Source organism: Planktotalea sp., from assembly GCF_050633725.1.
Classification (GTDB): domain Bacteria; phylum Pseudomonadota; class Alphaproteobacteria; order Rhodobacterales; family Rhodobacteraceae; genus Planktotalea.
Genome location: NZ_JBOEHB010000017.1, coordinates 73162 through 92749, shown reverse-complemented (window position 1 = coordinate 92749; position 19588 = coordinate 73162). Strand labels below are relative to the sequence as shown.

The 19588-nt window shown below is 55.2% G+C and carries 21 protein-coding genes; 14 read left to right on the top strand and 7 right to left on the bottom strand.

Annotated features, from left to right (window positions below):
- Positions 1-56 precede the first annotated feature (56 nt).
- The 11 genes from ACRBCU_RS14075 (at position 57) to ACRBCU_RS14025 (ending at position 9806) form a co-directional block, all read left to right on the top strand.
- Complete coding sequence (locus ACRBCU_RS14075) at positions 57-464, top strand: hypothetical protein (protein WP_431366027.1); 408 nt, start codon at positions 57-59, stop codon at positions 462-464.
- The gene (locus ACRBCU_RS14070; RefSeq protein ID WP_431366026.1) at positions 461-895 is read left to right on the top strand and encodes a paraquat-inducible protein A; all 435 of its coding nucleotides are present in this window, start codon (positions 461-463) and stop codon (positions 893-895) included. The genes ACRBCU_RS14075 and ACRBCU_RS14070 overlap by 4 nt, the downstream gene beginning before the upstream one ends.
- 99 nt (positions 896-994) lie before the next feature.
- Positions 995-1756: a DNA repair protein gene (locus ACRBCU_RS14065; protein ID WP_431366025.1), complete on the top strand. Its 762-nt coding sequence runs from the start codon at positions 995-997 to the stop codon at positions 1754-1756.
- Between the two features lie 54 nt (positions 1757-1810).
- The gene (gene radA / locus ACRBCU_RS14060; RefSeq protein ID WP_431366024.1) at positions 1811-3178 is read left to right on the top strand and encodes a DNA repair protein RadA; all 1368 of its coding nucleotides are present in this window, start codon (positions 1811-1813) and stop codon (positions 3176-3178) included.
- Positions 3179-3211: 33 nt separating this feature from the next.
- The gene (locus ACRBCU_RS14055; RefSeq protein ID WP_431366023.1) at positions 3212-3772 is read left to right on the top strand and encodes a CvpA family protein; all 561 of its coding nucleotides are present in this window, start codon (positions 3212-3214) and stop codon (positions 3770-3772) included.
- A 102-nt stretch (positions 3773-3874) separates the two neighbouring features.
- On the top strand, positions 3875-5332 hold the full coding sequence (gene purF, locus ACRBCU_RS14050) for an amidophosphoribosyltransferase (protein ID WP_431366055.1): 1458 nt from the start codon (positions 3875-3877) through the stop codon (positions 5330-5332).
- A 49-nt stretch (positions 5333-5381) separates the two neighbouring features.
- Positions 5382-6026: an SDR family NAD(P)-dependent oxidoreductase gene (locus ACRBCU_RS14045; protein WP_431366022.1), complete on the top strand. Its 645-nt coding sequence runs from the start codon at positions 5382-5384 to the stop codon at positions 6024-6026.
- A 60-nt stretch (positions 6027-6086) separates the two neighbouring features.
- Positions 6087-6869: a 5'/3'-nucleotidase SurE gene (gene surE / locus ACRBCU_RS14040; RefSeq protein WP_431366021.1), complete on the top strand. Its 783-nt coding sequence runs from the start codon at positions 6087-6089 to the stop codon at positions 6867-6869.
- On the top strand, positions 6866-7507 hold the full coding sequence (locus ACRBCU_RS14035) for a protein-L-isoaspartate(D-aspartate) O-methyltransferase (protein WP_431366020.1): 642 nt from the start codon (positions 6866-6868) through the stop codon (positions 7505-7507). Before surE ends, ACRBCU_RS14035 begins: the two co-directional genes overlap by 4 nt.
- A gap of 66 nt (positions 7508-7573) precedes the next feature.
- The gene (locus ACRBCU_RS14030; RefSeq protein WP_431366019.1) at positions 7574-8734 is read left to right on the top strand and encodes a peptidoglycan DD-metalloendopeptidase family protein; all 1161 of its coding nucleotides are present in this window, start codon (positions 7574-7576) and stop codon (positions 8732-8734) included.
- Between the two features lie 34 nt (positions 8735-8768).
- Positions 8769-9806 carry a glycosyltransferase family 2 protein gene (locus ACRBCU_RS14025; RefSeq protein ID WP_431366018.1) on the top strand — a complete coding sequence of 346 codons (1038 nt, stop codon included), beginning with the start codon at positions 8769-8771 and terminating at the stop codon, positions 9804-9806.
- Here ACRBCU_RS14025 and ACRBCU_RS14020 read toward each other — a convergent pair.
- The 6 genes from ACRBCU_RS14020 to ACRBCU_RS13995 all read right to left on the bottom strand — a co-directional run bounded on the left by ACRBCU_RS14020 (position 9803) and on the right by ACRBCU_RS13995 (position 15071).
- Positions 9803-10636 (bottom strand): ATP-binding protein, encoded by an 834-nt coding sequence (locus ACRBCU_RS14020; protein ID WP_431366017.1) that lies wholly within the window; start codon positions 10634-10636, stop codon positions 9803-9805. The genes ACRBCU_RS14025 and ACRBCU_RS14020 overlap by 4 nt on opposite strands.
- Positions 10633-11592 (bottom strand): twin-arginine translocase subunit TatC, encoded by a 960-nt coding sequence (gene tatC, locus ACRBCU_RS14015; RefSeq protein ID WP_431366016.1) that lies wholly within the window; start codon positions 11590-11592, stop codon positions 10633-10635. The genes ACRBCU_RS14020 and tatC overlap by 4 nt, the downstream gene beginning before the upstream one ends.
- The gene (gene tatB / locus ACRBCU_RS14010; protein ID WP_431366015.1) at positions 11589-12149 is read right to left on the bottom strand and encodes a Sec-independent protein translocase protein TatB; all 561 of its coding nucleotides are present in this window, start codon (positions 12147-12149) and stop codon (positions 11589-11591) included. The genes tatC and tatB overlap by 4 nt, the downstream gene beginning before the upstream one ends.
- 6 nt (positions 12150-12155) lie before the next feature.
- Positions 12156-12377 (bottom strand): twin-arginine translocase TatA/TatE family subunit, encoded by a 222-nt coding sequence (locus ACRBCU_RS14005; RefSeq protein WP_431366014.1) that lies wholly within the window; start codon positions 12375-12377, stop codon positions 12156-12158.
- Positions 12378-12538: 161 nt separating this feature from the next.
- Positions 12539-13618, bottom strand: coding sequence for an ABC transporter ATP-binding protein (locus ACRBCU_RS14000; protein WP_431366013.1), 1080 nt, complete (start codon positions 13616-13618; stop codon positions 12539-12541).
- 73 nt (positions 13619-13691) lie between these two features.
- The gene (locus ACRBCU_RS13995; protein WP_431366012.1) at positions 13692-15071 is read right to left on the bottom strand and encodes a sodium:proline symporter; all 1380 of its coding nucleotides are present in this window, start codon (positions 15069-15071) and stop codon (positions 13692-13694) included.
- Positions 15072-15231: 160 nt separating this feature from the next.
- Between ACRBCU_RS13995 and ACRBCU_RS13990 the strand changes: the two genes are divergently transcribed.
- A complete protein-coding gene (locus ACRBCU_RS13990) occupies positions 15232-15921 on the top strand; it encodes a hypothetical protein (RefSeq protein WP_431366011.1) in 690 nt (229 codons plus the stop codon).
- On the opposite strand, the gene ACRBCU_RS13985 is transcribed toward ACRBCU_RS13990, so the two are convergent.
- On the bottom strand, positions 15918-16697 hold the full coding sequence (locus ACRBCU_RS13985; RefSeq protein ID WP_431366010.1) for an SDR family oxidoreductase: 780 nt from the start codon (positions 16695-16697) through the stop codon (positions 15918-15920). The two genes, ACRBCU_RS13990 and ACRBCU_RS13985, sit on opposite strands and share 4 nt — an antisense overlap.
- A gap of 129 nt (positions 16698-16826) precedes the next feature.
- Here ACRBCU_RS13985 and ACRBCU_RS13980 point away from each other — a divergent pair, with 129 nt between their 5' ends.
- Both ACRBCU_RS13980 and ACRBCU_RS13975 read left to right on the top strand, forming a co-directional pair.
- The gene (locus tag ACRBCU_RS13980) at positions 16827-17846 is read left to right on the top strand and encodes a Hint domain-containing protein (protein WP_431366009.1); all 1020 of its coding nucleotides are present in this window, start codon (positions 16827-16829) and stop codon (positions 17844-17846) included.
- 128 nt (positions 17847-17974) lie between these two features.
- Entirely contained in the window at positions 17975-19585 is a 1611-nt protein-coding gene (locus ACRBCU_RS13975) for a peptide chain release factor 3 (RefSeq protein WP_431366008.1), read from the top strand.
- Positions 19586-19588 lie beyond the last annotated feature (3 nt).

Below are 19588 nucleotides of genomic sequence, written 5' to 3'. Positions count from 1 at the left end.
TAACGCCCTTAACAAACAGCCACTTTAAGTTACGCGATTAACAAAAAGGCCGTCAGGTGAGCACTTTATTCGAGCCCAATTACCCGCTTTACACGTTTTTGATGATCAAAACGTTCTTCTATATTGAAGTTGTTGGAGTTTTGGCCTTGATCCGCGTCTTTGTTGCCTCTGGCCCATCACGCATTGCTGCGCTAATCGCCACGCTTGTTGCACTTGTCGGTGTGGCGGCGCGCTTTGCGCCCTCGCTTGCGGGGGTGTCCGGCACGGAGGCAGGCCGACTGGCCGCAAGCATCGTGAACCAAGGTGTGTTCACTGCGGGATCGGGCATGGCGCTGCCTATCGTGGTCTCGCTGATCTTTGCTCTGTCTTGGCGCTTGCGCGGGCACCGTTGGTGGGCGCTTGATGCTGTGCACCTTCTCGCCGCTATCGGCTTTTTCGGACTTTGGATTTACACGAGCCTATGAGCGTTCCTAAGCTATTGAACCTTGCGCTTATCGTTCTTTTTCCGATTGCATGGTTTGCCCCGCTGATGCGCGCTGGGTTTCTTCCGCTGTTTGGTCTGAGCGAAATCAGCATCATTTCCGGTCTGCAAAGCCTTTGGCAGAGCGACGTTTATCTTGCGCTGCTCGTTACTTTCTTTGCGCTATTTGCCCCCTATGTGAAAACCCTCGGGCTTGCGCTGGTGCAATTTGGATTGCTCAGCGACAAAGTTCAGCCCGCGCTTGGCATCCTGAGCAAATTGGCTATGGCAGATATTTTTCTGATTGCGGTTTACATCACGATTTCCAAAGGTATTGGCGTTGGACGAATTGAAACGGCTTGGGGGCTTTATCTCTTTACGGGATGTATCATGGTGCAACTGCTTTTAGGGCTTTTGATCAAACCTAAGTCCTAGCCTGCTCAGTCACCATTCTGGCGAAAGCTGCGATCTATTCCCCTGTGACGCTTGCACCGCATCGGCTAACCTCCGCCTATACCCTTGGGGGAGATGACTATGTTAGCGTTTACGAACACTTTCCGCATTGCTTCTTGGTTGATGCAACGGTTGACCTTTTTCCTACTCATCGCTTTGGCAGTCGGTGCTTTTGCTCTTACCATCGCGAGCGCCGTTGGATACGCGAGTTGGTTGGACCTACCTATAACTTTGGGCGATGACGTCTATCCTTGGGCTGGAGCCGCATTGCAGATTGTCTTTACGGTGCTGTTGATTGGGCTGTGTTTCTTTCTGCCAGCACATAATCGCATATCAAAACTGGAAACATCGCATCGACTGTTTCAAATCGGTATGGAGGATGTTGCACGTGCTTATGCAGTCGCTCATGCCCAAGATCGCACAGGTGCTTTTCAGCTTTCTAGTGAATTTGACGCTGTACGCGAACGTCTCGGATTTCTGCGCAGCCACCCCGACTTGGCGCAGCTAGAGCCTTCAGTTCTAGAAACCGCCGCGCAAATGAGCCAGGTGTCTGCCGAACTGGCGCATATCTATTCAGATCAGAAAGTGGAACGCGCGCGAAACGTTCTAAAAGAGCGCCAGCATGAAATCGTTGAGTTCAACGCCCGCTTAGAAGACGCAAAGATCGTCTCAACCGAATTGAAGGGCTGGCTGGCTCAGGTTGAAATGGATGAAAGTGTGGCGCGCGCGCAAATTGATCGCTTGGTTGATGATCTTGCAGATGTGCTTCCCGGACTGGGGCTTGAAATAACAGAGCAAGACAGCGAGAGCAAAGTAATCGCCCTGCCGCACGCCGCAGAATGATCCAAGAGCAATAGTTTGATTTGACGCCGCAAGCTGGTTTCGTCACAAGGGCGCATGGCTAAAAAACCTTCTTTCTCATGTAATGATTGCGGCAACATCACCTCGAAATGGTCGGGGCGATGTGAAGCGTGTGGCGCGTGGAATTCCATCACCGAAGACGCGGGGCTTAGCAGCTCAGGCCCCGAAAAATCCGGTCTTGGCACAGTGCGCGGACGCGCGGTGCCTTTGACCGACCTCAGCACCCAAGAAGCCCCGCCCCCGCGAACGAACTCTAACTTGAACGAGTTAGATCGCGTGCTGGGCGGCGGTTTGGTGCCTGCCTCTGCAACTTTGGTCGGCGGTGATCCGGGCATTGGTAAATCAACGCTCTTGCTGCAAGCCGCCGCACATTTCGCCAACGCTGGCCTTAAAACGATCTACGTTTCTGGCGAAGAAAGCAGCGCGCAGGTGCGTATGCGCGCGCAGCGGCTTGGCCTCGCGGATGCGCCCGTGCAACTGGCCGCCGAAACCAACCTGCGCGATATTCTCACAACATTAGAGATCGAAAACCCGCAACTTGTTATCATCGATTCCATTCAAACCATGTGGTCTGATAGCGTTGGCTCTGCCCCCGGCTCAGTCAGTCAGGTGCGCGCAGCGGCGCATGAGCTGACGAGTTTTGCCAAACGGCGCGGCATTGCGGTTATTCTGGTTGGCCATGTAACCAAAGACGGGCAAATCGCCGGTCCACGTGTGGTTGAACATATGGTTGATACAGTTCTCTACTTTGAGGGCGAGCGCGGCCATCAGTTCCGCATTTTGCGCGCTGTGAAAAACCGTTTTGGTCCCTCCGATGAAATCGGGGTGTTCGAAATGACCGGCTTGGGGCTGGCGCAGGTAACCAATCCGTCGGCCTTATTCCTCTCGGAGCGCGGCACACCTTCGCCCGGATCGGTGGTGTTTGCGGGCATTGAAGGCACGCGCCCCGTTTTGGTCGAACTGCAAGCCCTCGTCGCGCCCTCGCCTCATTCACAGCCGCGCCGCACAGTTGTTGGCTGGGATGGCGGACGCCTTGCGATGATTCTTGCGGTCCTGGAAGCACGTGTCGGCATCCCTTTCACGGGCCTTGATGTGTATCTCAATGTCGCAGGTGGAATGAAGATTTCCGAGCCAGCCGCCGATCTTGCCGTCGCCGCTGCACTTTTAAGTGCGCGCGAGGACGCAGCTTTACCCGCAGAAACTGTGGTGTTTGGCGAAATTAGCCTCTCAGGTGCCCTCAGACCGGCACCGCAGACCGAAAATAGGTTGAAGGAAGCGCAAAAACTTGGTTTTACGGGCGCACTTGCTCCGGCAGGTGGTAAAGGTGTCAAAGTCGATGGAATCGCGCTCAATCAAATGAGCGATTTGACTGCCTTTGTGGGCGATGTATTCGGCGCGGGTTAACGCGCGATCAAAGGCAAGAAAGCGAGCGGACCAATGGAAGGTTTTACGATTATTGACGGTGTAGTTGCGGTTGTTATCGTGCTCTCCGCCCTTCTGGCTTATTCGCGTGGCTTTGTGCGCGAAGCTCTTGCGATTGCTGGCTGGGTCGTTGCTGCGCTTTTGGCCTTTATGTTCGCCCCGCAAGTCGAACCTTTGGTAAAAGAAATCCCCTTCATTGGTGAATTTTTAGCTGACAGCTGCGAGTTAGCGATTATCGCGGCCTTTGCCATTGTCTTTGCGATTGCCTTGATCGTGACCTCTTTGTTTACCCCTTTGTTTGCCTCGCTTGTGCAACGGTCTGCACTTGGCGGACTTGATCAGGGGTTTGGATTTTTGTTCGGCGTTTTGCGCGGCATTCTCTTGGTTGCGGTTGCCTTCTTTGTTTATGACACCGTCGCAACTCAGCAAAATATTACAATGATTGACGAGAGCCGCTCTGCAAAGGTCTTTGCGCGCATGACCGGCCAAATCGAAGATCGCAACCCCGAGCAAGCGCTTGGCTGGATCACAACGCAATACGAACAGCTTGTCGGCACCTGCGGCGCGCCAGAGTAACGCAGTTGCGCATCTTTTGATGTGGTGACAGCGCCGCTGTGAACCTCTATGAGTGGCGCAACTTCCACAAGTTCGGATTCGGAGCTGCCCTTGACCCTTCAAATGCCTCCCGCCCATCCCTTTGACGACGACAAGCTAAAAGAAGAATGCGGCGTATTTGGCGTTGTTGGGGCCTCAGATGCCGCCAACTTCGTCGCGCTTGGCCTGCATGCCTTGCAACACCGCGGACAAGAAGCTGGCGGAATTGTCAGCCATGATCCTGTTGAGGGTTTCAACTCCGCGCGCCGCTTCGGCTATGTGCGCGACAACTTTACCAAAGCCTCCCTGATGGAAACGCTTCCCGGCCCGCTCGCAATTGGCCATGTGCGCTATTCCACGGCTGGCTCCAAAGGCGCGGTTATCCGCGACGTACAGCCGTTCTTTGGCGAATTTTCCATGGGCGGCGCGGCGATTGCGCACAATGGTAATATCACCAATGCCGATGCCCTGCGCAAAGAGCTGATTGAACGCGGCTCGATTTTCCAGAGCTCGTCTGATTCCGAATGCATCATCCACCTGATGGCACGCTCCTTGCAGCGCAACATCCCCGAGCGGATGGAAGATGCGCTGCGCCGCGTTGAAGGCGCGTTCTCCGTTGTTGCCATGACCCGCACCAAGCTGATTGGTGTGCGCGATCCTTTGGGCGTGCGCCCTCTGGTATTGGGGAGGCTCGATGGCGACGGCTGGGTTCTCAGTTCAGAAACCTGTGCTTTGGACATTATTGGTGCAGAATATGTGCGCGAAGTTGAGCCGGGCGAAATGGTCGTCATCACGGCCAAAGGCGGCGTTGAAAGCCACTTCCCGTTCCGCCGTCAGCCGTCGCGCTTCTGCATCTTCGAACATGTTTATTTCTCGCGTCCCGATAGCATCATCAGCGGTCGCTCGGTCTATGAAACCCGCCGTCAGATTGGCGTCGAGCTGGCCAAGGAAAGCCCCGTTGAGGCGGATCTCGTCTGCCCTGTGCCGGACAGTGGCACGCCCGCCGCGATCGGTTTCTCGCAAGAAAGCGGCATTCCTTATGCGATGGGCATTATCCGCAACCAATATATGGGCCGCACCTTTATTGAGCCGACCGAGCAAATCCGCAACATGGGTGTGCGCCTGAAGCTGAACGTGAACCGCGCGTTGATCAAGGGCAAACGGGTGATCCTCGTGGATGACAGCGTTGTGCGCGGCACCACGTCGCGCAAGATCAAAGAGATGATCCTCGATGCGGGCGCAGCAGAAGTGCACTTCCGCATTGCCTCCCCGCCCACGGCGTGGCCTTGTTTCTATGGCGTAGACACGCCCCAGCGCGACAAGCTGCTCGCCGCGACGATGTCCGAAGACGAAATGCGCGATCACCTTACCGTAGACAGTCTCAAGTTCATTTCACTCGATGGTCTTTATCGCGCCGTCGGCGAGGTCGAGGGTCGCAACTCTAAATGCCCACAGTATTGCGATGCCTGTTTCTCAGGCGACTATCCTGTGACACCAAGCGATCAGATCACCAAAGGATTTGAACTAAAGGCGGCGGAATAACCCCCGCCCCTTCCTCTCTCTAAAAATATCCCCGCCGGAGGCGTCCAACATGAGCAAAATAGCACTGGTTACAGGCGCCTCTCGCGGCCTTGGGTTTGCAATGGCCGAAGCCCTAGCACAGACCCATCACGTGGTCGCCGTTGCTCGTACCACGGGCGCGCTAGAAGATCTGGACGATCGAATTCAAGCCGCTGGTGGACAATCCACGCTTGCCCCGATGGATATCACCAACGAGGGTGCGATGGCGCAGCTTTGCCGCTCGGTCTATGATCGCTGGGGCAGTGTTGATCTTTGGGTCCACTGCGCCGTTCATGCGGCGCCGCTCACACCTGCGGGGCATATTGATCCGAAAGACTGGGCCAAATCCATGTCGATCAATGCGACCTCTATGGGCACGCTCATTCCCTACATTGCGCCGCTGTTGGGCGAGGTTGGCACAGCGATGTTCTTTGAAGATCAAACAACTGGTGCAAAGTTTCACGGGAGCTACGCCGCCTCCAAAGCGGCACAGATCACGCTTGCCAAATCCTGGGCCGCTGAAAGCGCCTCAACGGGCCCGCGTGTGTTGATTGAAACGCCGCCTGCGATGCGTACAGCAACGCGCTCGCGCTTCCACCCCGGCGAAGATCGCAATGCACTTGCCCATCCAAAGGATGTGGCTCAAGCGCTGCTGCCTAAATTGTTAAACGCCTAGAGCCTTTACGCACTGCCCCCCCTCCACTAAGGATCACTTTGAGCGGGTAAAGGGGCTGATATGCGCATTCTCATCACCAATGACGACGGGATCAACGCACCGGGGTTAAAAACCCTTGAGCACATCGCAAACGAGCTTGCGGGCGCAAGCGGTGAAGTTTGGACAGTTGCGCCTGCGTTTGAGCAATCAGGCGTTGGTCATTGCATCAGCTACACGCACCCGATGATGGTCTCCAAGATGGGCGAGCGCCGCTATGCAACCGAAGGCTCCCCCGCCGATTGCGTGCTTGTTGCTTTGCATGACGTAATGAAGGATGCCCGTCCTGATTTGATCCTTTCGGGCGTTAATCGCGGCAACAACTCTGCCGAAAACACGCTTTACTCAGGCACGATCGGCGCAGCGATTGAGGGCGCGTTGCAGGGCGTGACGTCCATTGCTTTGTCACAGTATTATGGCGTGCACAACGCGCAGGCCGACGATCCATTCGAAGCGGCTGCCGTGCATGGCGCGGACGTTGTGCGCCGCATCTTGGCGCAGGTTCCCGAGCGCCAAGAAGATTATCGTTTGCTCTTTAACGTGAATTTCCCGCCTGTTCCTGCCAAGGATGTGAAGGGCGTCAAAGCGGTTCGCCAAGGTCGCAGGCCAGATGTCTTTTTCGGTGTCGAGCCGCATCTATCGCCCTCTGGCAAGCGCTTTCTCTGGATCAAGGGCGGGGACCAGCGTGTGCGCCCCGCAGATCAGACAGATGGGGCCGTGAATTTGGACGGCTATATTTCGGTTACGCCAATGCGCGCCGATTTAACTGCGGATGACGTTCTCGCGCGTTTTGCTGAGACCCTATGACTGACGCATCCACCCTCATGCAATTTCTTTTCGCGTTGCGCTCAAAGGGCGTTACGGACGCGCGCGTTTTAACCGCGATGGAAAAGGTTGATCGAGCGGCCTTTATTCGGGGGCTCTTTGCCGAGCGCGCGTATGAAGATATGCCGCTGCCCATTCCATGCGGGCAAACGATCAGTCAGCCTTCTGTTGTCGGCCTGATGACGCAAGCGCTCAAGGCGGGTCCGCGCGATACCGTGTTAGAGGTTGGCACAGGCTCGGGGTATCAGGCCGCCGTGCTAAGCCATGTCGCGCGGCGGGTTTATACGGTAGATCGCCACAAACGGTTGATTTCCGAGGCGCGTGAGGTCTTTGATCGCTTTGGTTTGACAAATATTACTGCCTTTACGGCAGATGGATCGCACGGGCTACCTGATCAAGCACCGTTTGATCGCATCCTAGTAACAGCCGCGGCGGAAGACCCGCCCGGCCCGTTGCTCGCGCAGTTAAAAGTTGGCGGCATTATGGTTCTTCCAGTTGGACAATCGGACGCCGTGCAAAGCCTCATTCGCGTCACGCGCCACGAAAGCGGCTTTGAGTATGATGAACTCAGACCAGTCCGTTTTGTTCCGCTTATTGAGGGGCTGGGACGCGACGGATAAATCTGCTATAAGGGCGCAAATATTCCAAGACGCTTCGGCCAACGGAGCGCATGTGAGGACATCGAGATGACGATTTTTACCAGTAGCACAGCCGTGCGCGCCGTTTTGTGTACCACTGCTCTTTTGGCGCTAAGCGCTTGTGAAGACGGGTTTGATTCAGACATGCGCGGAGGATTTGGCAACAAATTCGACACGACCGATGCTGCGATTAACGCCACAAGAGAACGCCCGCAGCCAGATGCACGCGGTGTCATCACCTACCCGAATTATCAAGTCGCCGTTGCACAGCGCGGAGATACCGTAGCTTCGGTCGCCGCGCGCATTGGCGCTGATGCCGGTGAGCTTGCGCGCTACAACGGGCTTTCAACAGACACGCAGCTGCGCCAAGACGAAGTTCTGGCCCTGCGAAATCCTGTCTCTGCTCTGCCTGGCGGCGATCAAAGTGGCTCTGTTACAGCGCCAGGCGCCGTTGACATCACCGCCCTTGCACAAGGCGCAATTGACAGCGCACCAGTCACAACGACCGCGCTGCCTGCTGTCGGCGCAACCGGGCCAGAGCCAGTACGTCATCGCGTTGCGCGCGGCGAGACGGCCTTTACGATCGCACGACTTTACAATGTTTCGGTCCGCTCGCTTGCGGATTGGAACGGGTTAGATCGTGATTTCTCTGTGCGTGAGGGGCAGTATTTGTTGATCCCTGTCGCGCAAGACGGCGCGAACACTGCCACAGCCCCGCTCGCAGCAACCACTTCACCCGGCCAAGGATCCCCTACCCCGACGCCTCCCTCTGCGACGCAGCCCTTGCCACAAGAAGAAACGCCAGTTGCCGCAGCGCCTGTTGAAACGCCTGCAGCCCCCGTTTTGGCCAAACCAACAAAATCCACAAACACAGCGCGCATGGGATACCCCGTTCAAGGCCCAATCGTGCGCGAGTACTCTAAAAAGACCGAAGGCATTGATTTTGGCGCAAGCGAAGGCTCGCCAGTTAAGGCCGCCGCCGCTGGCACAGTCGCAGCCATAACCGAGACAACCGACAGTCATCCGATCGTTGTGGTAAAGCACCCCGGCAACCTTTTGACGGTCTATGCCAAAGTGGACGACGTGAAGGTGAAAAAGGGCGATTCAGTTACACGCGGTCAACAGATCGCTACAATCGGATCAAGTACCTTCCACTTTGAAGTGCGCGAAGGGTTTGATCATGTCGACCCTCTCCCATACTTACAGTAATTCTCACGAGCGCTCTGTTTAAAGGGACTTAGAAATGCCCAAAGCCCTCACTTGGTCGCTAACCATCTGCACCTACAACCGAGCGCATTTTCTAGTGGAGACTGTGCGCTGCGCTTTGGAGCAGACGCGCCGACCCTTCGAGATCGTGATCGTTGATGCCTCTGACGATTGGGAGGCCAGCCGCTTGGCGCTTTTGAGCCAGTTTGCCGAGGTTTGGGGCGATGTCGCGCTCGTGCATGTGCCTGCTAAGGTGCGCTCCTTGCCGTTTCAGCGAAATCAAGCGCTTGGTTTGGCGCGCGGCGATATCGTGTTTTCGCTTGATGACGATATTTACCTCTACCCCGACGCGGCCGAGATCATCATGCGCGGCTATGAGGCCGATGAAGACGAGAAGATCGCAATGATTGGCGGGCATTTCACCCATGGCCCCTATGAGGCAGATGCCCCTGCTTCACAAGAGATTGCAGCGCCGCCAAGACGCGGGTTGCGCGCTTGGCTTGAAGAACAGCTCAGCCTTGAAAGCCACTTTGTTCCCTACGGCCCGAACCTTGATCAAAGCGCTGTACCTAGCGCGGTTGAAGGTACAGGGATCCTTTCCGCGGGGCTTATCAATGGAGGGCGCAGCACGTTTCGGCGCACGTTTGGCGATCAGGTGAAATGGTCTGAATTCCTGCGCTATTACGCGACCCACGAAGATGGAGATTTTTCCTACCGCATGTCCCTAAAGGGGCGGTTGCTGAACGCGCCTAAAGCTGGCTTTTTCCATGCGGATGGCAACGATAGCACCTTCAAACGGTTTCGCGTGAACACTATTCGCTTGCGCAATTTGATGGCTCTGCACCGCGTACATTCAAAAAACCGTCTTAAGTCCGCGCTACGATTGGCTGCGATGATGCTGCGGTTTATCGCGCTTTATCTGCTGATTGATGCAGCGCAAAAGCGCTTTAGTTTCCCAACCGTGCGCGCCTATCTTTATGGGCTGGTACAAATACCGGTGTTTCTGTTTTGGCCATTCGCAGATTTCCAAGCATGGTATGTCGCCTTGCAAGAAAAGATGTACGCAAGCCGCTAAAGCGCGACGCCATGCCGTCCCGCAAGATCACAGAAGAATTGCCACGCCACACGTCCAGAACGTGAGCCACGGGTCGCCTGCCATTCAATCGCCTCAGCGCGCAAAATCTCAGGATCAATGCTCAGCCCAACAGAAGCGCAATAGCCATCAATCATCGCCAAATAGGCGTCCTGATCGCAAGGGTGAAAGCCCAACCACAGACCAAAGCGATCCGAGAGAGACACTTTCTCTTCGACGGCCTCGCCCGGATTGATCCCTGTTGAGCGCTCGTTCTCGATCATATCGCGCGGCATGAGATGGCGACGGTTAGACGTCGCGTAGAGCAAGACATTCTCAGGGCGTCCTTCGATGCCCCCGTCCAGAACCGCTTTGAGCGATTTGTAATGCTCGTCATCATGGCTGAACGACAGATCATCGCAATAGAGCACAAAGCGCTCTTTTGCGCCGCGTAGCAGTGCCAGAAGACGACCAACGCTTGGCAGGTCTTCGCGTTGCAACTCTACGATTTTGAGCGTGCTGCCTTCGTCCAAAAGCTGCGCATGCACGGCTTTCACGAGGGACGACTTACCCATCCCGCGCGAGCCCCAAAGCAGCGCGTTATTGGCAGGAAAGCCCTTGGCGAACTGGCGCGTGTTTGCAAGCAAAGTGTCGCGCGCGCGGTCGATGCCGATAAGCAACTTGATATCGACGCGGCTAACTTTGCCCACAGGCACCAGTGCATCGGGCGCAGTTTGCCAAACGAAAGCTTCTGAAGCCGAGAAATCGGGCGCGGCAAGCGGCGCAGGGGCGAGACGTTCTAACGCCTCTGCGATCCGCTCAAGCTCGCTCATTTCTCATCCTCATCCTCGTCGAATTCCTTCATCAGAGGATCGTCGAACTCTTCTTCATCATCCTCAAAGTAGCCTTCTTCGCGCAGCCTGTCGTCGCGTTTGGTTTCAACGCGGCGCACTAGGAAAATGGAGACCTCATAGAGGCCATAAACCACAGTGAAGAGGATCAATTGCGTGACAACATCCGGCGGAGTGACCAGCGCGGCCAGCAGCAAAATACCGACCATCGCATATTTACGCACCGCGCCAAGGCCATCGGCGCTGACTAGGCCCGCTTTGCCCATCAGGGTCAAAAGCACAGGCAATTGGAAGCACATACCAAAAGCGATGATAAATTTCAGTGTGATATCAAGGCTTTCATTCACCTTACCAAAGAAGGTAATGCGCACACCGTCACTATCTGTCGGCGGCTCCGGGAACAGACCACCTGTCGGGGGCAAAGCCTCACCAGCAGGGATATTTCCCGCAACCGCGCTCAGTAGCCCTGCGAAAACCGAACTGATGTCCGCAAACCCAAGGAAAAAATTCATCGCAAGAGGCGTCACAACGAACTGTGCAAAAGACGCGCCGAGCAAGAACATGACAGGAGAGGCAATAATGAAAGGCAAAAACGCATTCTGCTCTTTCTTATAAAGACCGGGCGCAACAAAGCGCCAAAGCTGAAACGCGATCACTGGAAAGGCCAGAATAAAGCCGAAGACCATCGAGATGCGGAACAGCGTGAACAGGTATTCTTGCGGCGAGGTATATTGCAGCGTCGGGTTCGGATCACCCAGATCACGCAGGGTGTTTTCGATCGGCGCGAGCAGGAATTCTAGAATCGGCTCGGCCACGACAAAGGCCAGAACAATGCCGATAATAAAGGCGATAACCGCTTTGATCAGACGGCTACGCAATTCAGTCAGGTGTTCGATCAGCGGTGCGGAGCTGTCTTCAACCTCGTCAGTCTGGCTCATGCAGTATCCTTCGCCGCTTTACTCGCGGTCTTTTTCGCGGCTGGCTTTTTGGCCGCCGTTTTTGCTGGCGTTTTCTTTGCAGCAGGTTTCTTCGCAGCAGGCTTCTTCGTCGGTGCTTTTTTGGCAGCAGGTTTCGCCGCCTCTTTTGCAGCTTCCGCTTCTGCCTCGGCGGCGCGCGCCGCTTGGGCTGCAAGGCGATCTTCTGCCTTTTTCGCCGCTGCCTCATGGATTTTCTTGGCGTCCGCCGCACGATCCGCGGCAAGTTTGCCTGTCTCGCTATCCGGCGTCCACTTTGTGAAATCCTTGGTGGCATCTTCGATGTCATCCAGCCCCAAGTTTTTGGAACTGGTCATGTCTTTAAAGCTAGACGTTGCTTCCTTTACGCCACTTTCATCCGCAGCTTGATCCATCGCGCGAGAGAACTCGCGCGCCATGCCCTTTGCCTTGCCTACATATTGCCCCACTTTGCGGAACATCATTGGCAAGTCTTTGGGCCCTACGACGATCAACGCAACAACGCCAATCACCAGAATCTCGGTCCCGCCTAGATCAAACATTGTCGATTAGACCTTGTCTGTCTCTTCAGGCGTGACGTCTTTCGCGGCCGCAGCTGCGTCCGCTGCTTCTTCTTCTAGCTCTTTTGTGCCCTCGTTGACGCCTTTTTTGAAAGACGTGATGCCTTTGCCAACTTCGCCCATGAGCGAGCTGATTTTGCCACGGCCAAATAGCACGAGGACAACGACGGCGATCAGAAGAAGGCCCGGTAGGCCGATGTTATTGAGCATGAGTGTCTCCCTTAATCTCTCTAAGAACGCTCCCAATGCGTTCATGTTCGCACCGTATCTATTGCCTCGGGGCGCGTGTTAAAAGGGACAAACGTGAAATTGCTGCGCAAAACCGCGCTTGAGAGCAAGAAAATGTCACGCTGGGCCGTCTTTGCCCGCCATTAAGCCGGAAAAATGAAGCATCTGTCACGTCGGATTGTCAGCCAGAGCGGTGTTCCGACCTTTGGCAGGAACACATTCGGAACTGTGGCGCGGATCACGGTCTCTTTGTCATCCATCTCGAATTCCACGAGACTTTCGGACCCCATGAAGCGCGCACGTTGCACGACACCGCGCGCCGCAACCCCATCGCGCGCGGTTGGAAGTGGTCCTTTACCGCCGCGATCAAAGTCGATGCCCACATGCTGAGGGCGAAAAACGATGTTTACATCCGCGCCATCCGGAACACCCGGCGCAAGGAACTGCCCAAACGGCGTATCTGCCAAAGCGCCATTGGCTTTGCTCGAAATGACGTTGATATCGCTAAAGAAACCAACCGCCGCCATATCAACAGGTGCATTGTAGATATTGTAAGGCGCGCCGCGCTGCATGATTTTGCCGCCGCGCATTAAAGCGATTTCATCGGCCATACGCATCGCTTCTTCGGGTTCATGCGTCACCAGTAGAACCGCTGCACCCTCTTCTTTGAGCAAGGCAAGCGTTTCATCACGAATGCCATCGCGCAGACGGTTGTCCAAACCAGAGAACGGCTCATCCATCAGCATGATTTTGGGACGCGGCGCCAGCGCACGCGCCAAGGCAACGCGTTGTTGCTCGCCGCCTGATAATTCATGTGGATAGGCATCAATCAGGCGCATCAGGCCAACTTTGGCGATCAGTTCTTCAACGCGAGTACGTTTTTCTACCCGCGTGCCCTTCAGGCCAAAGGCGACATTGTCCGCCACACTCATATGTGGAAAGAGCGCAAAATCCTGAAACATCAGACCGATGCCACGTTGCTCAGCAGGAACGGTAAAATTTCCATCACAGATCAGCGCGCCGTCGACCCAAATCTCGCCGCTATCTTGCATATCCACGCCAGCAATCATGCGAAGGGTGGTAGACTTGCCGCATCCAGAGGGACCAAGCAAACAGGTCACCTGCCCCGGAAAGATGCTTAGGGATACATCATCAACAACCAATTCCCCGCCAAAGCGACGCATCAGGTTTCGAATTTCTAAGCGCGGGGCATTGCCTTGCATAAAAGGCCTTTGAATTTGATCGCGAAACGTCAATCTTGAGAGAATTCATCAAGATTGACGTTTGGTATCAGCCTCACTGGACCTGTTCAACCCGTCGCGCGCCCGCAAGAACTGCGACAAATCCAACGACAAGAACGACAATACAGATCGCCAGTAGTTGCTCATATTTGTGCCCCTCTGGCAGGATCGCTGCGGCCCAATCAGAGGTGCGTGCAAAATAAAGTACCGCGCCCACGAAAGCCGCGCCAAATGCTATCAAATAGGACCAAAGCGTGACGCGGCGCCCCATGACAAGACCGACAATCAAGACGGGTGTGAGGAACATGGAGGCTGTTCCACTCACTGCAACCGCATCAAAGAGCGTCGCGTTACCCCAAAGCGTGAGCGCAGCGCCTGCCAGCATAAAGACCACCATCACCATGCGCCCGCCGCGCAGACTTCGTGGCGCGAGGGAGAGTTCCTCCACACACAACCGCGCCGCAGAGGACAGCGCCGAATCGAGCGTGCTAAGCGCAGACACCAGCAGCGAAATGAGCAGCGCAGCAAAGATCCATGGCGGGAACATACCAGCCCACGTGCCAATCAACTGGCCTTCATATTCGGCCCCGACAAGGCTCGCTTGGATGCCAAACATGCCAAAGGCGATGATGCACAACGCAGAAAGCCAGAACGCATGAAAGAAAGAGCGTCGCGTGGTTTTTTCGTCCGCCAAAAATCCGCGATCCATCATCACTGGATCATGCACGGGATAAGAGAAGACCTGCAACGCAGCCACGGCCATCAGAACCCATCCGTTATAGCTTCCCGATGTGCCTTGAGCGGTAAGAACCGCGCCGAGCTCAAATCCCGGGCTGAGCAACATCGCAGCAAAGGCAATGCAAAAGACAACCAAGAAGACCGACATTTGCAGCACATCTGTGCGCAGTGCAGCGCTAAGCCCACCCCAGGCTGAATAAGCCAGACCAAGCAGAGCAACCAATCCAATTGAGAGCTCTTTCGCCAATGCCGTTTCAGGAAGAACCGCAGAAAAAATCAACCCGACCACGATCAGGTTTGCAAAGACTTCAGACAATAACCGCAGCGCGATCACCAGATTGTAGCAGGCATTTCCAAGCGCGCCGAACCGTGCGCCCAGCCACTCTTGCACAGAGCTAGCCCCGTTAGCGCGCAGCCGCGCAACGACAAAGCCACCAGTTAAGAACGATCCATAATATGCAGCGTAGGCGAGCGTACCTGCCATTCCGTAGAAATAGCCAAGAATTGCGGCATTCATCAACGAACGCGCGAAAATCCATGTTGTGACTTGGCTCAGGACCAAGGTCATCAAACCGGGCGCGCGTCCCGTTGCGCTCTGCCCGCTAAAAAAGCCATCGACAGAGACACGGCGTGGGGCAGCCAACAGGCTCGCGATAATAATAGCTGCGAAAATCGCAACAACGGTGGTGGCGGTCATGCGCGCATCCCTCTCTAAATCAGCTCCCCTGTGCTGACAGAAGGCAGGGCGCAAATAAAGCACTGGATTTGAAGTTTAACGCAATCGTGAGCGCGCAGTGTGCGAAATTGCGTCATCCGCCTTAACGCTTCGGTAACCATACTTATGCAATCACTAAGCGATGTTAAGTTTAATACAGCCAATACGCACACTTACATTTGCAAATGCCTCCAAGTTCGTCGTGATTTGTTGTGTGCTTATGACTGGCGCATGTGACAACTCTGAAACCGAAGATGCACCCGAGCAAATCATTGGTGATCCAACTCCCGAACAATTGCGACAGCTTGAAACCGATACAAAGCTAAGCTCTGGCTTTGGAACGCCGCGCGCAGATGGAACCTTTAGCGCTTCTCTCGCGACGATATTCAAAGGGAGTTTTGAAGATGATCTCGGCAATGGCTACGCCGTTGAGTTGGGCCGCGACGATACGAGGTTTTCGGCAATGGTCGGTTTGCTCCCCGGGACAGACGTCGGACCGCTCCCAAAGACGGGCATCGCTTCGATGCGCGGTACCTATAGCGTGAGCGAAGTTGGCAAGTCCAAAGGCGATGAAAGAGAATATGGCGAAGTCGCAACAACGACGGGCCGCATTCTACTAAGGGCAGATTTTGAATTCGGCACGTTACAGGGCAGTGACGGGATACTGAGCGTGGATGGCGAATTTACCACGCAAACCCTGCGCGGATCGGCCTATTTCAACTCCCGCCAAGCGGCCTTGGCAGGAAAAGTTGGACAAGATCGGGTCATCGGCATCTTTCACGGTGCCGATGATGAGAGCACGTTTGCAGGTGGTTTTCTTGTAGAACCCTAGAACGTCGCGTTTACGCCGCCACCATCGTGCAGAATATTTTGCCCAACGATAAACCCAGCATGCTGCGAACATAAGAACGCACAGGTCGCGCCAAACTCATCAGGCGTGCCATAGCGCCCAACAGGTATCGTCTTGCACCGCTGCACTTTGGCCTCTTCAGGGGTGATGCCTTGCGCCTTGGCCACGCCGCCATCTAGAGAAACCGCGCGATCCGTCGCGTGAATACCCGGCAATAGATTATTGATCGTTACGCCCGTCCCGGCGACTTGGCGCGAGGTGCCTGCGACATAGCCCGTCAGGCCCGCGCGTGCAGAATTGGACAGTCCCAACACCCCGATCGGTGCTTTCACCGATTGCGAGGTAATGTTTACGACGCGTCCCCAGCCACGATCCATCATCGCAGGCACGAGCGCTTTAATCATGGCAATCGGGGCAAGCATATTGGCATCGAGCGCTTTGATGAAATCCTCGCGGTCCCAATCGGACCACATCCCTGGGGGCGGACCACCCGCATTGTTAACCAAAATATCAACCTGCCCGGCAGCATCCAGAACCGCAGTGCGCCCCTCTTCTGTAGTGATATCAGCGGCAACAGCAACAACGTCCACACCATATTTCGATCTGATCTCGGAAGCCGTTGCCTCCAGCGCTTCAACGCCGCGCGCATTTAAAACCAAGTCGCATCCCGCCTCGGCCAATGCCTCTGCGCAGCCACGGCCAAGCCCCTTGCTGGACGCACAAACCAATGCACGCTTACCTTTTATTCCGAGGTCCATTGCAATTCTCCCTTGTTTATTGCGCCCTGCGCGTCTAATTTTGCCCGCTCTCGTCGCAGTATCGTCTGTAAACTGACATAGTTTCATGACATGAGGGCGCAACGAATTTCAGTTAGACGAGTGTTTGGAATGAATGCAAGTGGCAACTCTGGCAACGAACTGGCGCAAAGCGTACCTGTTTATCGTGCTGAAGACTTCCTTGTCATTGACGGCGCAAATATCGACGACACATTAAGCTTTGCCAGTGAGGCATTGCTCGATGACGTCTATGAACTCAATGCTTTCGCAAAGCGCTGCCGCCTCTCTATTCTAGCGCAAACGGGCGGCAATTATCTTATTTCCGAAAGCTCGCAGATCGGCAAACCCGGTGCGCGCGTGGTCGTAGACAGCTGCATGACGGTGATGACGCCCGTAGGCTCGACCCTTGAACTTTTGTTGCTTGTAGAATTGGACAACGACGATCATGTCGCCAATGTGCTTGTCTTGCCTCTTGCACCACTGACGCCAAATGACCCCTATCGCCTTGTCGGGATCGAACGTGAGAACGCCACGCGCAAACTTGCGCAAGTGGCCTGTGTCTCCTTCTCGCGGGGCACGAATATTACCATGAGCTCTGGCGCTCAAAAACCGATTGAAGACCTGAAAGTCGGTGACAAAGTCCTCACCCGCGATGATGGTGGTCAGGAAATCCGCTGGATCGGCCAGCATACGGTCCGAGCAGTGGGCGATTTTGCTCCGATAGCGATCAAAGCTGGAACGCTAAACAATACCAACGATCTCCTGGTTAGCCCCGATCATCGCCTGTTTATCTACCAACGTCGCGACGCACTTGGCGCGGGTCGCTCAGAGGTATTGGTGAAAGCACGTCATCTGGTGAACGGGGATACCGTGACCCAACAAGACGGCGGGTTTGTCGACTATTTCCAACTGCTCTTTGATCAACACGAGATCATCTACGCCGAAGGCATCGCCGCCGAAACCTTGCTGGTCGATACACGCACCCGGCCCGCCCTGACAGATACTGTGAGCACGGATGTGTTAGAGACCCTCAATGGGCACTCGGGCTGGCTGCATCAAGAATTTGAAGTCGGCTCCGAGCTACTAGGACCAGATGCAGCAGATAAACTGCGCAAAGCAAGCAAACGGTAAGACACCCTTCTGCGAAGGGTGTTCATCTATGTTTTTCGCAGAAAAACATTGCGTCCGATATCCTTCGCAGAAGGATATCCGCGTACAAAGAGTTGCCAATTTAGACCCCCCCTCCTATAGCCATGCACATGTTAGACACAGTCACAAACCGCCCCGCGCTTCCCGCTGAAATCGCTCGCCGTCGCACATTTGCGATTATTTCGCATCCAGATGCGGGCAAGACGACGCTTACTGAAAAGTTCTTGCTTTTTGGCGGCGCGATTCAGATGGCTGGACAAGTCCGCGCCAAGGGCGAAGCGCGGCGTACGCGCTCGGACTTTATGCAAATGGAAAAAGATCGCGGCATTTCGGTCTCTGCCTCCGCGATGTCCTTCGATTTCAAGCACTTCCGTTATAATCTGGTCGACACCCCCGGCCACTCGGATTTCTCCGAAGACACCTATCGCACGCTCACTGCGGTTGACGCCGCCGTCATGGTGATTGACGGCGCAAAAGGGGTGGAAAGCCAAACGCAAAAGCTCTTTGAAGTGTGCCGGATGCGCGATCTTCCTATCCTGACCTTTTGTAACAAAATGGACCGCGAAAGCCGCGACACATTTGATATCATTGATGAAATTCAAGAAAACCTAGCGATTGATGTAAGCCCCGCGAGTTGGCCCATCGGGGTCGGTTCCGAGTTTATGGGCTGCTATGACATGCTGCGCGACCGGCTCGAATTGATGGACCGCGCAGATCGCAACAAGGTTGCCGAAAGCATCGAGATCAATGGACTAGACGATCCCGCGCTGGCGGAACATGTCCCCGCTCATTTGCTGGAAAAGCTGGTAGAAGAGGTCGAAATGGCACGCGAGTTGCTGCCCGAACTCAATCCACAATCGGTCTTGGAAGGCCACATGACCCCGATTTGGTTCGGCTCTGCCATCAACTCTTTCGGCGTGAAAGAGCTGATGGACGGCATTGGAACCTACGGGCCAGAGCCGCAAATCCAAGTCGCTTCGCCACGTGAAATCCTTCCTGAAGAAAAGAAAGTCGCCGGCTTTGTTTTCAAAGTGCAAGCCAACATGGACCCCAAACACCGTGACCGCGTGGCCTTTGTGCGTCTTGCTTCGGGGCATTTCAAACGCGGAATGAAGCTCACTCATGTGCGGACGAAAAAGGCAATGGCTGTTTCAAATCCGGTGCTGTTCCTCGCCTCTGATCGCGAATTGGCGGAAGAAGCCCATGCAGGTGACATCATTGGCATCCCGAACCACGGGCAATTGCGCATTGGCGATACGCTGACCGAAGGCGAAGCACTGCGCGTAACCGGCATCCCGTCCTTTGCTCCAGAGCTTTTGCAAGGCGTGCGGGCGGGCGACCCGCTCAAATCCAAACATCTTGAAAAGGCACTGATGCAATTTGCCGAAGAAGGCGCGGCGAAGGTGTTCAAACCGACATTTGGCTCTGGCTTTATCGTTGGCGTTGTTGGCGCGCTACAATTCGAAGTTCTCGCAAGTCGGATCGAAATGGAATACGGCCTGCCCGTGCGTTTCGATCAGAGCCAGTTCACATCTGCCCGTTGGGTCTTAGGTGACAAGCAAGCCGTTGAAAAATTCGCTGATGAAAACAAACAGCATATCGCAACCGACAACGACGGTGACATCGTGTATCTCACGCGTCTGCAATGGGACATCGACCGCGTTGAACGCGACTACCCCGATGTCACATTAAGCGCGACAAAGGAAATGATGCTGAGCTAAACC